At 65.8% G+C, this 12954-nt stretch carries 7 protein-coding genes and 3 rRNA genes; 5 read left to right on the top strand and 5 right to left on the bottom strand.

Annotated elements, in window-relative coordinates; all coding sequences use genetic code 11:
• The first annotated feature begins 462 nt into the window (after positions 1–462).
• From BJ969_RS23910 to rrf, 3 genes are all read left to right on the top strand, one after another.
• A 16S ribosomal RNA gene (locus BJ969_RS23910) occupies positions 463–1982 on the top strand.
• Between the two features lie 221 nt (positions 1983–2203).
• Positions 2204–5285, top strand: a 23S ribosomal RNA gene (locus tag BJ969_RS23905).
• A 114-nt stretch (positions 5286–5399) separates the two neighbouring features.
• Positions 5400–5517: ribosomal RNA gene (gene rrf, locus BJ969_RS23900) — 5S ribosomal RNA — on the top strand.
• Together the 16S, 23S and 5S rRNA genes form the textbook arrangement of a ribosomal RNA operon.
• A 149-nt stretch (positions 5518–5666) precedes the next feature.
• Here rrf and BJ969_RS23895 read toward each other — a convergent pair.
• Positions 5667–6428 (bottom strand): TrmH family RNA methyltransferase, encoded by a 762-nt coding sequence (locus tag BJ969_RS23895; protein WP_184482279.1) that lies wholly within the window; start codon positions 6426–6428, stop codon positions 5667–5669.
• Between the two features lie 68 nt (positions 6429–6496).
• On the opposite strand from BJ969_RS23895, the gene BJ969_RS23890 reads away from it, so the two are divergent.
• Both BJ969_RS23890 and BJ969_RS23885 read left to right on the top strand, forming a co-directional pair.
• Positions 6497–7915, top strand: a complete 1419-nt coding sequence (locus BJ969_RS23890; RefSeq protein ID WP_184482277.1) for a WS/DGAT/MGAT family O-acyltransferase — start codon at positions 6497–6499, stop codon at positions 7913–7915.
• On the top strand, positions 7912–8415 hold the full coding sequence (locus BJ969_RS23885; protein WP_184482275.1) for a DUF6912 family protein: 504 nt from the start codon (positions 7912–7914) through the stop codon (positions 8413–8415). The genes BJ969_RS23890 and BJ969_RS23885 overlap by 4 nt, the downstream gene beginning before the upstream one ends.
• Positions 8416–8536: 121 nt before the next feature.
• On the opposite strand, the gene BJ969_RS23880 is transcribed toward BJ969_RS23885, so the two are convergent.
• The 4 genes from BJ969_RS23880 to aroA all read right to left on the bottom strand — a co-directional run bounded on the left by BJ969_RS23880 (position 8537) and on the right by aroA (position 12827).
• Complete coding sequence (locus tag BJ969_RS23880; RefSeq protein WP_184482273.1) at positions 8537–9370, bottom strand: SCO4651 family lipoprotein; 834 nt, start codon at positions 9368–9370, stop codon at positions 8537–8539.
• 82 nt (positions 9371–9452) lie between these two features.
• Positions 9453–10358 carry an SCO4651 family lipoprotein gene (locus BJ969_RS23875; protein WP_246457087.1) on the bottom strand — a complete coding sequence of 302 codons (906 nt, stop codon included), beginning with the start codon at positions 10356–10358 and terminating at the stop codon, positions 9453–9455.
• 196 nt (positions 10359–10554) lie between these two features.
• Complete coding sequence (gene rsgA / locus BJ969_RS23870; protein WP_184485720.1) at positions 10555–11559, bottom strand: ribosome small subunit-dependent GTPase A; 1005 nt, start codon at positions 11557–11559, stop codon at positions 10555–10557.
• Entirely contained in the window at positions 11559–12827 is a 1269-nt protein-coding gene (gene aroA, locus BJ969_RS23865) for a 3-phosphoshikimate 1-carboxyvinyltransferase (RefSeq protein ID WP_184482271.1), read from the bottom strand. The genes rsgA and aroA overlap by 1 nt, the downstream gene beginning before the upstream one ends.
• Positions 12828–12954 lie beyond the last annotated feature (127 nt).

Below are 12954 nucleotides of genomic sequence, written 5' to 3'. Positions count from 1 at the left end.
CTTCCAGGTAGTACTGGTAGTGTGGGTGACTCAAGTGAAAAACTCTAAATGCAAGTCGGTTTTTTCTGGCTGGGTCGGTGTGGTTGGCCGTGAGGTTGACCCCCCTGAATCAGTCGGAAATCGGGCCTGCTAGGGTTTGGAAACAACAAACTCTAAACGGGTCGGGTTTCTCGACGTTCCGGGGTGCGGGTGACCGCGAGGTTGACCCCCCTGAAACAGCGGAAAAACGGGCCTGCTAGAGTTTGGAACATCGCAAGAACGAAAGACGGAAATGACTCCCCGGAGTTCGCGGCCCTGAGGTTGGGGGTTGTGGGTGATGGTGTGGGTGTGTTCTTTGAGAACTCAACAGCGTGCCGATGATGATGAGTGGTAACTCATTAGATTGATTTTATGCCCTGGTCGGCCTTTGTGGTTTTGATCGGGGTGCCTCGTTTATTTCGGGGCAGGATTTTTCTCTAAACATTGTTGGAGAGTTTGATCCTGGCTCAGGACGAACGCTGGCGGCGTGCTTAACACATGCAAGTCGAACGCTGAAGCCCTTCGGGGTGGATGAGTGGCGAACGGGTGAGTAACACGTGGGTAATCTGCCCTGCACTCTGGGATAAGCCTTGGAAACGAGGTCTAATACCGGATAGGACACATGGCCGCATGGTCTGTGTGTGGAAAGTTCCGGCGGTGCAGGTTGAGCCCGCGGCCTATCAGCTTGTTGGTGGGGTGATGGCCTACCAAGGCGACGACGGGTAGCCGGCCTGAGAGGGTGACCGGCCACACTGGGACTGAGACACGGCCCAGACTCCTACGGGAGGCAGCAGTGGGGAATCTTGCGCAATGGGCGAAAGCCTGACGCAGCAACGCCGCGTGGGGGATGACGGCCTTCGGGTTGTAAACCTCTTTCGACATCGACGAAGCCTTCGGGTGACGGTAGGTGTAGAAGAAGCACCGGCTAACTACGTGCCAGCAGCCGCGGTAATACGTAGGGTGCGAGCGTTGTCCGGAATTATTGGGCGTAAAGAGCTCGTAGGCGGTTTGTCGCGTCGGCCGTGAAAACCTGCCGCTTAACGGTGGGCGTGCGGTCGATACGGGCAGACTTGAGTTCGGTAGGGGAGACTGGAATTCCTGGTGTAGCGGTGAAATGCGCAGATATCAGGAGGAACACCGGTGGCGAAGGCGGGTCTCTGGGCCGATACTGACGCTGAGGAGCGAAAGCGTGGGGAGCGAACAGGATTAGATACCCTGGTAGTCCACGCCGTAAACGGTGGGCGCTAGGTGTGGGGACTGTTTCCACGGTTCCTGTGCCGTAGCTAACGCATTAAGCGCCCCGCCTGGGGAGTACGGCCGCAAGGCTAAAACTCAAAGGAATTGACGGGGGCCCGCACAAGCGGCGGAGCATGTGGATTAATTCGATGCAACGCGAAGAACCTTACCTGGGTTTGACATGCACAGGATCGCCCCTGAGAGGGGGTTTCCCTTGTGGCCTGTGTGCAGGTGGTGCATGGCTGTCGTCAGCTCGTGTCGTGAGATGTTGGGTTAAGTCCCGCAACGAGCGCAACCCTTGTCCTGTGTTGCCAGCACGTGATGGTGGGGACTCGCAGGAGACTGCCGGGGTCAACTCGGAGGAAGGTGGGGATGACGTCAAGTCATCATGCCCCTTATGCCCAGGGCTTCACACATGCTACAATGGCTGGTACAGAGGGTTGCGATACCGTGAGGTGGAGCGAATCCTTAAAGCCGGTCTCAGTTCGGATCGGGGTCTGCAACTCGACCCCGTGAAGTCGGAGTCGCTAGTAATCGCAGATCAGCAGTGCTGCGGTGAATACGTTCCCGGGCCTTGTACACACCGCCCGTCACGTCATGAAAGTCGGTAACACCCGAAGCCCATGGCCCAACCCTTGTGGGGGGAGTGGTCGAAGGTGGGACTGGCGATTGGGACGAAGTCGTAACAAGGTAGCCGTACCGGAAGGTGCGGCTGGATCACCTCCTTTCTAAGGAGCAATATCACATCCATAGTCCGGGTGACCGGGTTGTGGGGTGTTCCGGGTGTAGGAGACGCATGTTCTTCTGCCTGGAAGGCTCATAGGATTAGTGGAAATGCCACTCGGTTTTGATTGTCATCGTGCACGCTGTTGGGTGTCTGAGAGAACACACGTGGTGTGTTTTCTTGGTTGTTGTTTGAGAACTGTATAGTGGATGCGAGCATCTTTGTGGCCAAGTTATGTAGGGCACATGGTGGATGCCTTGGTACCAGGGGCCGATGAAGGACGTGGGAGGCTGCGAAATGCCTCGGGGAGCTGTCAACCGAGCTGTGATCCGAGGGTGTCCGAATGGGGAAACCCAGCCCGAGTGATGTCGGGTTACCGCTTCCTGAATGTATAGGGTTGCGGGGGGAACGCGGGGAAGTGAAACATCTTAGTACCCGTAGGAAGAGAAAACACTGGTGATTCCGTGAGTAGTGGCGAGCGAAAGCGGAGGAGGCTAAACCGGGCGCGTGGGATACCTGGCAGGGGTTGCGTGTTCGGTGTTGTGGGGCATTACTGGAGGAGGCTGCCGGCTCTTCAGCGTGGTTGTGTGTGTTAGTTGAACAGGTTGGGATGCCTGGCCGGAGTGGGTGAGAGTCCCGTAGGCGAAAATGCACATGGCGCGTGTGGTGGTGTTCCCGAGTAGCAGCGTTTCCGTGGAGGGTGCTGTGAATCTGGCGGGACCACTCGCTAAGCCTAAATACTTCCTGGTGACCGATAGTGGATAGTACCGTGAGGGAATGGTGAAAAGTACCCCGGGAGGGGAGTGAAATAGTTCCTGAAACCATGTGCCTGCAATCCGTCAGAGCGTGACCTTTTGGGGTTGTGTGATGGCGTGCCTTTTGAAGAATGAGCCTGCGAGTTGCTGCTGCGTGGCGAGGTTAACCTTGTGTGGGGTAGCCGGAGCGAAAGCGAGTCTGAAGAGGGCGTTGAGTCGCGTGGTGCAGACCCGAAGCGGAGTGATCTACCCATGGCCAGGGTGAAGCGCGGGTAAGACCGTGTGGAGGCCCGAACCCACCAGGGTTGAAAACCTGGGGGATGAGTTGTGGGTAGGGGTGAAAGGCCAATCAAACTCCGTGATAGCTGGTTCTCCCCGAAATGCATTTAGGTGCAGCGTTGCGTGTTGCCTGGGTGGGGTAGAGCACTGGTTGGTTGATGGGCCTTATGGGTTACTGACGTCAGCTAAACTCCGAATACGCCTGGGTTGAGCGTGGCAGTGAGACGGTGGGGGAGAAGCTTCATCGTCGAGAGGGAAACAGCCCAGAACACCGGCTAAGGCCCCTAAGTGTGCGCTCAGTGGGAAAGGATGTGGGATTGCCCAGACAACCAGGAGGTTGGCTTAGAAGCAGCCATCCTTGAAAGAGTGCGTAATAGCTCACTGGTCAAGTGGTCCTGCGCCGACAATGTAGCGGGGCTGAAGTGCACCGCCGAAGCCGTGTCAATCAAGTTTTGCTTGGTTGGGTAGGGGAGCGTCCTGCATGCAGTGAAGCGTCGCCGTAAGGCTGGCGTGGAGTGTGTGGGAGTGAGAATGCAGGCATGAGTAGCGAGAGCAGAGTGAGAATCTCTGCCGCCGATTGACTAAGGGTTCCTGGGGCAGGTTCGTCCGCCCAGGGTGAGTCGGGGCCTAAGGCGAGGCCGACAGGCGTAGTCGATGGAGAACGGGTTGATATTCCCGTACCCGTGTGCACGCGCCCATGGTGAAACGGTTGAGACTAACCATCCGCGAGCATGGTGGCTCTTCGGAGTTGTTGTGTGAGTGCATGGGACCTGATTCCGCGGTAGTCAAGTGATGGGGTGACGTAGTGGGGTAGCTGTGCCAGTGAGTGGTAGTACTGGTGTAAGCCTGTAGCCTGTCGTCTAGGTAAATCCGGGCGGCGTGAAGGGTGAGGGGTGATGCGTAGCCGTTGTGGTGAAGTCAGTGATCCCGTGCTACCGAGAAAAGCCTCTAGCGATGTGTGTGCATGGCCCGTACCCGAAACCGACACAGGTGGTCAGGTAGAGTATACCGAGGCGGTCGGGTGAACTGTGGTCAAGGAATTCGGCAAATTGCCCCCGTAACTTCGGGAGAAGGGGGGCCACGGCTGGTGATCATCCTTGCGGTGGGAGCTGGTGGTGGCCGCAGAGGCCAGGGAGAAGCGACTGTTTACTAAAAACACAGGTCCGTGCGAAGTCGTAAGACGATGTATACGGACTGACGCCTGCCCGGTGCTGGAACGTTAAGAGGACCCGTTAGCATCTTTTGGTGTGAAGCGGAGAATTTAAGCGCCAGTAAACGGCGGTGGTAACTATAACCATCCTAAGGTAGCGAAATTCCTTGTCGGGTAAGTTCCGACCTGCACGAATGGCGTAACGACTTCTCCGCTGTCTCGACCACAGGCCCGGTGAAATTGCAGTACGAGTAAAGATGCTCGTTTCGCGCGGCAGGACGGAAAGACCCCGGGACCTTTACTATAGCTTGGTATTGGTGTTCGGTGCGGCTTGTGTAGGATAGGTGGGAGACTGTGAAGCGTTCACGCTAGTGGGTGTGGAGTCGTTGTTGAAATACCACTCTGGTCGTTCTGAGCATCTGAACCTCGGACCCTGATCGGGTTCAGGGACAGTGCCTGGTGGGTAGTTTAACTGGGGCGGTTGCCTCCCAAAGGGTAACGGAGGCGCCCAAAGGTTCCCTCAGCCTGGTTGGTCATCAGGTGTTGAGTGTAAGTGTATAAGGGAGCTTGACTGTGAGACTGACAGGTCGAGCAGGTGCGAAAGCAGGGACTAGTGATCCGGCACTGGCAGGTGGAAGCGGTGTCGCTCAACGGATAAAAGGTACCCCGGGGATAACAGGCTGATCTTGCCCAAGAGTCCATATCGACGGCATGGTTTGGCACCTCGATGTCGGCTCGTCGCATCCTGGGGCTGGAGTTGGTCCCAAGGGTTGGGCTGTTCGCCCATTAAAGCGGCACGCGAGCTGGGTTTAGAACGTCGTGAGACAGTTCGGTCCCTATCCGCCGCGCGCGTAGGAGATGTGAGGAAGGCTGTCCCTAGTACGAGAGGACCGGGACGGACGGACCTCTGGTGTGCCAGTTGTTCCGCCAGGAGCAGGGCTGGTTGGCTACGTTCGGGAGGGATAACCGCTGAAAGCATCTAAGCGGGAAGCCTGTTCCAAGATGACGTCTCCCACCCTTTGTGGGTTAAGGCCTCCTAGAGATGATGGGGTTGATAGGCTCGGCATGGAAGCACAGTAATGTGTGGAGTGGACGGGTACTAATAGGCCGAGGACTTGTTCACAAAGATTGCTACGCATCCACTATACGGTGTCTGAGACAACAACTTTGGGTTGTTGATTTCTGAATAGGTTTCACCACGCGATTCACTGGGTGATGGTTGTGGTGTATGTGGTTTGTCGGTGGTTTTAGCGGAGCGGGGAACGCCCGGTCCCATTCCGAACCCGGAAGCTAAGCCCTCCAGCGCCGATGGTACTGCACTCGATAGGGTGTGGGAGAGTAGGACACCGCCGACAATACTCAACGGGAAACGCCCCACAGTCATAGACTGTGGGGCGTTTCTGCTATTCCAGGGCACCACACCACCCCTGAACGGAGAAATGCCCCGACGCCTGCAGCGCCGGGGCATTGTGCTGTCCGCACCCGTTTCGAAGACCGGCGGGGATCAGCCGCCGCGACGACGGAGCAGTTCGAAGCACAGCACCGATGCCGCGCTGGCGACGTTGAGCGACTCCACACCACCCCGCATCGGGATGGCGATCCGCTGCGCGATGCGGGTGCTCACCTCTTCGGACAGGCCGGCCGTCTCGCTGCCGAGCACGAACACGCCGCGCGCCCCGAAGTCCGCATCGAACACGCTCTCGGCCCCGTTGGCCTCCAACGCGTACAGCGGGTATCCGGCGTCGGTGAGCATTTCCGCGGCGTCGTCGGCGGTGGCGCAGCGCAGCACCGGGGCGTGGAACGCGACGCCCGCGGAGGCCTTGATGACCAGCGGATCGAGCCCGGCGACTCCCTTGTGCGGGACGACGATCCCGTCGATGCCCGCCGCGGTCGCGGTGCGCAGGATCATGCCGACGTTCGCGGGAGTGGTGAGCCCGTCCAGCAGCAGCACCTGCTGCGGCGCGGTAGCCGGGTCGTCGAGCGCGTCGGCCAGGGGGCGCATCTTGCGGGCCACCACATCGGCGAGCACGCCCTGGTCGTGGCGGCCGTTGCCGGCGAGCACCTTCACCCGGTGGGCGCTGGCGCGCTGCACCTTCACGGCGCGGTCGGCCGCGGCCTCCTTGATGTCGTTGATCGCCGGGCCGCCGATCCCCTCGGCGATGATCACCTTGTCCACGCGCAGGTCCAGGTCGGACAGCGCCTCCATGACCGGTTTGCGGCCGTAGACGGTAACGAAGCGATCTTTGGGTGAGGCAGTGCTGGTCACGGGGTTCAGTGTCACACGGGCTGCGGCGAGGGCTCTGAGCCGCCCGGTCGTGTGCCAGTATCGCGGTCATGCCCGATCGCCTCTCCGCCCTCGACGCCTCGTTCCTGTACCTGGAGGACCACACGACGCCGATGCACGTGGGCGGGGTGGCCGTGTTCCGCCGGCCCCGGAGCGGATTCGAGTACGACAACGTGCTGGCGATGATCGACCGCAGGCTGGCGCTGGTGCCGCGCTACCGGCAGAAGGTCCGGCAGATCCCGGGCAAGCTCGCCCGCCCGGTGTGGGTGGACGATCAGGACTTCGACATCACCTACCACGTGCGCCGGTCCGCGCTGCCGAAACCGGGCACGGACGAGCAGCTGCACGACCTGGTGGCGCGGTTGATGTCGCGCAAGCTCGACCCGACGCGGCCGCTGTGGGAGCTGTACCTGGTGGAGGGCTTGTCGCGTAGCAGGGTCGCGGTGATCACGAAGACGCACCAGGCGATGGTCGACGGCGGCGGTGCCATCGACATCGGCCAGGTGATCTTCGACATGGCGGCGGCCCCGGACGGCCCGGAGGTCGAGGACCTCTGGATGCCGCGTCCGGAGCCCAGCCCCGCCCAGCTGGTGCTGGAGGCGGCCACGGAAGCCGTGCAGCGACCAGGGGCGGTCGTGGAGAACGCGCGCTCCGCGCTGGGCGACGCCACGGCGACGGTGCGGAAGGTGACGGGGGCGCTCGGCGGTCTCGCGTCGGCGGTGCGCGCCGCGGCGCTGCCCGCGCCCGGCGGACCGTTGAACGGGCCCACGTCCACGCAGCGCCGGTTCGCGGTGGCCAGTGCCCGGCTCGACGACTTCCGCGCGATCCGGCAGACCCACGGCGGCACCGTCAACGACGTGGTGCTGGCGGTGGTCGCGGGGGCGCTGCGGAGCTGGTTGCTGTCCCGCGGCGAAGTGGTGTCGGGTTCGACGACGCTGCGCGCGATGGTGCCGGTGTCGGTGCGCGGCGACGTCGCCGGCGACGGGTCGGATCCGGTGTCCGTCTCGGCCACGAACCGGGTCGCGGCGTACCTGGTGGATCTGCCGGTGGGCGAGTCGAGCCCGGTGTTGCGGCTGCACCACATCAGCCATGCTTTGCGGGCGCACGCCGAGTCGGGTCAGTCCGTCGCGGCGGAGGCGCTGGTGGGGGTGTCGGGTTTCGCGCCGCCGACGCTGCACGCGTTGGGGGCGCGGGTGGCCAACGGGTTCTCGGACCGGTTGTTCAACGTGCTGGTGACGAACGTGCCCGGCCCGCAGGTCCCGCTGTTCGCGGCGGGCGCGAAGATGACGGAGATGTTCCCGGTGGTGCCGCTGGCGAAGAACCAGTCGTTGGCCATCGGGGTCACCTCCTACGACGGAGGGGTGTACTTCGGCCTGAACGGAGACCGGGACGCCATGTCCGACGTGGACGTGCTCGCGGCGATGATCGGGGAGTCAGTGGAAGAGATGATCGGGACGGTCGACGGATGAGGGTTTACCTGCCCGCCACGGTGCGCATGGCGCGCGGCCTGGTGGAGGACAAGCAGCTGCAGCCGCTCAGCGGTACCGGGTTCGCGTTGACCCCCGCGCTGCGGGAGTCCTACGCCACGGGGGACACCGAGGAGCTGGAGTACGCCGCGATGCGGGAGGCCGCGCGGGCGTCGCTGCGGCTGATCGCCTCGGAGCGAGCGGACGACGAGAAGGCGGAGCTGCGCCGCGTGGTGGTCTCCGTCGATGTGGAGGACGCGACGCTGCGCCCGGACTTGGACCACGCCGTGGTCCGGCTCTCCGGCCCGGTTCCGTGGAAGAAGGTCGCCGCGGTGCACGTGGATTCGCCGGAGGCGGAGGACGCGGTGCGGGCGGCGGCGGAAGTGATCGACTCGGCGGATCTCGGTGATCCGGACGCGGAGTTCGTGCTGGGCGAGGCCGAGGACCACGAGCTGTCCTGGTACGCCCCGCAAGAGGTGCCGTTCCTGCTGGAACTGATGTGACCCGTCGGCCGGGGCGCGCGAGTGCGCCCCGGCCCACGGCCCGCGCAGCGGAAGCTCAGCGGCTTCCTCGTCGCGGGATCGATCTCCCGGGTAGCAGAGACCTGACCGGTGAAATCGTTGCTCAGCCGGGGGGCTGCAGGCCCGGCATCTCGAAATCGCGGACCTGGGAGGCGTCGGGCTCGGTGACGTTCACCGGCTTGCCCCAGTCGGAGTAGGTCAGCGTGGTGCTCGATTCGCCGATCTGCGTGCCCATGACGTTCATCGGCGGCGTGATCTGCTCGACCCTCATCGGCCGTCCCTGCTCGTCGGCCCACACGGTCTGCTTGATCTCGGTGATGCCGCCCTTGAGCAGCATCTCGTAGCTCTGCTTGGCGAGGCCCTCGGAGGAGGCGATGACCTGGTTGAGGTCGGTGACGACCTCGTAGCGGTTCGCCTGCTTCCCGTCGACGGTGTCGGGTCCGGCCGCGGTGAACTGCGAACCTTCGGGCAGCAGCTTGCGGAAATCGGACGCCTCGGACAGCGCCGCCGTCTGCGCGCCGCCGACGGCCGCGGCCGGGCTGTCCTTGCCGATCCGCGCCCACGGCTTGGCCGGGTCGCCGCCGAGGGCGTTGACCTGCGGGTTGTTCATGTAGGTGTACTCGGGGGTCAGGACGATCTCCCCGGTGGTCCCCGTGCAGCTCATCGCGGACTTGGCGGCGTCGACGTCGCAGTCGGACTTGATGCCGCCGGAGCCGCCGAGGTCGGCCTCGATGCTCAGCTTGTACGAGTTGTTCTCCGACATGGTCTGCGAGGCCGCGGCGACCAGCGAGGTCAGGTCGTCGTAGACACCGCCCTGCTGGGCCCCGGATTCGCTGGACCCCGCCTCACCGGAACCGGCCTGGTCCTGGCCGAGGGCACAGCCCCCCAAAGTCGCGGTCAACGCGACGGTGCACACTGCGATGCTCGTGCGGCGCACGGTGTTCCTTCCCCCTGTGGATCAGTACCGGGAGGAAGCTAGCAGCACGCCTCACCCGGCGCGGGGGGTTCGGGAAAGTTCGTCAGCGCGGTGGTTGCGCCTGCGGCAACGGGCCGTCGGGGAACGCGCCCACTTCCTCGGCGGGCGGGGCGTCGACGTCGACGGGCGAGCCCCAGTCGCGGTAGGTGGAGGTCAGCGAGACCTGGCCTGCCTGCGCGACCTTCTGCGAGGCGGCGAACTTCACGGGCAGCCCCCGTTCGTCGATCCACAGCTCGTAGCCGATCTCGCCGCGCCCGGAGTCCACGGCTCGCTGCAACCGCGCGCGCTGCTCGGGCGCCGGTGCCGCCGCGGCGGCGGGGGAGGTGAGCACGCGCAGGCTGTAGCGGGTGGCGGGTGTGCCGTCGACCTGGTCCGGCGCGCTGCTCTCGATCTTGGTGGCGGATTCGACCCCGGCGAACGTCGCCCGCGGATCCGTCGAGTCCTGCACCTGGCCGAGCGCGGGCGCGAGCAGCTTCGAGGCGAAGTCGGTGCCGTCGGCACCCAGCCGCAGCCACGGTTTGCCCGGTTCCGGGCGCAGCAGCGGCGACTTGAGGTAGCCGACGTCGTCGATCACGGCGAGGTCGACGGGCTGCGGGGGTTGCCCGGCGGGCCTGGTCGTGCCCCGCAATGCCACGTCGGCGTGATCGTCGGCGTAGCGGACGCGGCCCTCACCGGCGAGTTCGCCGGCGAAACCGAGGTCGCCGCGCACGGTGCTGAGCACGCTCCCGTGCTCGTCGATGCGCCGCAGCACGTCGTTGAGCAGCGGCTCGGCCGACGGCCGCAGGTCCGGCCGGGCCGCGGCGGGAGCGGAGGGCTGCGGCGCGGGTGCCGGGGCGCAGCCCGCCGAGCCGAACAGGCAGAGCAGACCGGCGGTCAGGGCCGCCGTGGTCGAGCGCGCCAGTGCGCTGTGCGTCGGGGCGGTGCGGATTCGGGCGCTGACTCGGGGCATGGTCGAGCCTCTCGTCGGGGGGACGGCGTCGCCGGTCCCGACGCTAGCAACGTTGCGCGCGGGGCACAGGCACCGTTCGCGTCGCCGAGGTTTCCGGCGGCTTTCGAAATTCCTCGGGATTCCCGTTCTGCGGCAACGCCTTCCCGGAACGCGTGCGCCGCGGGGGACGGGAGGTTTTCCCACCCGGCCGAGTGGGTCAGGCGTCGTCGCGGCCCGCGCGGGAGCGCAGCAGCCTGCGCAGCGAGTGCAGCTGCTCGACGCTGCCGCCTTCGGTCACGTAGGTGTCGAGGTTGCACTCCGGGTCGTCGCCCCCGCCCAGGTGCCCGCAGTTCGGCGGGCACTCCTCGGCGGCCTCGGCGAACCCGGTGAACGCGCTGATCAGGTCGTCGGCGGTGACGTGGGCGAGCCCGAACGAGCGGATGCCCGGTGTGTCCACCACCCAGCCACCACCGGGCAGCGGCAGCGCCACCGCGGAGGTCGAGGTGTGCCGTCCCTTGCCGACGCCGCTGACCACCCCGGTGGCGCGGTCCGCGTGCGGCACCAGCGTGTTCACCAGCGTCGACTTGCCCACTCCGGAGTGCCCGACCAGCGCGCAGACCCGGCCGCTGAGCTGGTCGAGCAGGTTCTCGTGCAGGGCGTGCATGTTGGTGACGACGATCGGCAGCCCCAGCGCCGAGTAGGTGTCGAGCACCTCGTCCGGGGCGGCCAGGTCGGACTTCGTCAAGCAGAGCACGGGCGTGAGCCCGCCCGCGTAGGCGGCGACGAGGCACCGATCGATGAGCCCGGTCCGCGGCGGCGGGTCGGCCAGCGCGGCGACGATGACGAGCCGTTCCGCGTTGGCGACCACGATCCGCTCGTACGGGTCGGTGTCGTCTGCGGTGCGGCGCAGCACGCTGGTGCGGTCGACGACGCGCACGATCCGAGCCAGCGTGTCCGGGCGGCCCGAGGTGTCCCCGACCAGCTCCACGGCGTCGCCCACGACCACCGGGGTGCGTCCCAGTTCGCGGGCGCGCATCGCGGTGACCAGGCGTTCCGGGTCACCGTCGAGCGCGCAGGTCCACCGGCCGCGGTCGACGGCGACGACCATCGCGGCTGCGGCGTCGGCGTGCTCCGGCCGGAGCTTGCTGCGCGGTCGGCTGCCCCGCCCGGGGCGCACCCGCACATCGGATTCGTCCAGGTCTCGCCAGCCGCGGCGGCCCATCAGGCCACCGGCTCCAGCATCGACGCCCACATCCCCGGGAAGTCGGGGATCGTCTTGCCGGTCGTCGCGACGTCCTCCACTTCGACCCCGTGGACCCGCAGCCCGAGGATGGCGCCCGCCGTCGCCATCCGGTGGTCGGCGTAGGTGTGCCAGGTTCCGCCGTGCAGCGGCCGGGGGCGGATGAGCAGGCCGTCCGCGGTCTGCTCGACGTCCCCGCCGAGGCCGGTGATCTCCCGCTCCAGCGCCGCCAGCCGGTCCGTTTCGTGCCCGCGCAGGTGCGCGATGCCGTGCAGCCGCGACGGCCCGGTGGCCAGCGCGGCGAGCGCGGCCACCGTCGGGGTGAGCTCGCCGACGTCGTGCAGGTCGATGTCCACCGGTTCCAGCCGCGACGGCCCGGTGACGGTGAGCCCGGCGGGGGAGAGCGCGACCTCCGCGCCCATGGTGGTCAGGATGTCGCGAATTCCGTCGCCCGCCTGCGTCGTCGCCGCCGGCCAGCCGGGCACCGTCACCGCACCGGCGGTGGCCGCCGCCGCCGCGAGGAACGGCGTGGCGTTGGACAGGTCCGGTTCGATCTCGGTGTCCAGCGCGCGGATCGGGCCGGGGGAGACGTGCCAGGTGTTCGGCTGCGCGTCGTCGACGTCGACCCCGGCGGCGCGCAGCATCGCGACCGTCATGTCGATGTGCGGCAGCGACGGGACCGGCGGGCCCTCGTGCACCACGGTCACGCCCTGCTCGGAGCGCGCCGCCGACAGCAGCAGGCCCGAGACGAACTGGGACGACGCGGAGGCGTCGATGGTGACCCGGCCGCCCTTGAGCGTGCCGGTGCCGCGCAGCTCGAACGGCAGCGAATCACCGGTGATCTCGGTGCCCAGCGAGCGCAGCGCGTCCAGCACGGTGTCCAGCGGTCGCGTGCGCGCGTGCGGATCGCCGTCGAAGGACACGGGCCCGTCGGCGAGCGCCGCAACCGGCGGCACGAACCGCATCACGGTGCCCGCGAGGCCGCAGTCCACGGTGGCCGGGCCGCGCAGCGCGGCGGGCTCCACGAGCCACTCGCCGTCCGTTCCGTCGCGCACCTCGGTGCCCAGCGAGCGCAGCGCGGCGGCCATCAGCTCGGTGTCCCTGCTGCGCAGCGGCGCGCGCAGCGTGGAACGGCCGTCGGCGAGCGCGGCGAGCACCAGCGCCCGGTTCGTGATCGACTTCGAGCCGGGGACCGGGACCGTCGCGCGGACCGGACCTGCGGCGACCGGGGCTGGCCAGAGCTGCGTCATGCCCCAATGATCCCGCATTCGCCCCTGCTCAACTGGACGGGGCCGCCGCCCGAGGAGTTCGACGTCGTCGGTGGGTGCTGCAACGATGGGTACTCCGGCGCGGGACCGTTCCGCGGTGGCGGCGACA

It is taken from the genome of Saccharopolyspora gloriosae (assembly GCF_014203325.1).
Taxonomy (GTDB): domain Bacteria; phylum Actinomycetota; class Actinomycetes; order Mycobacteriales; family Pseudonocardiaceae; genus Saccharopolyspora_C; species Saccharopolyspora_C gloriosae.
Note: the sequence above shows the minus strand (reverse complement) of the source record. Positions and strands in the feature narration are given on the sequence as shown.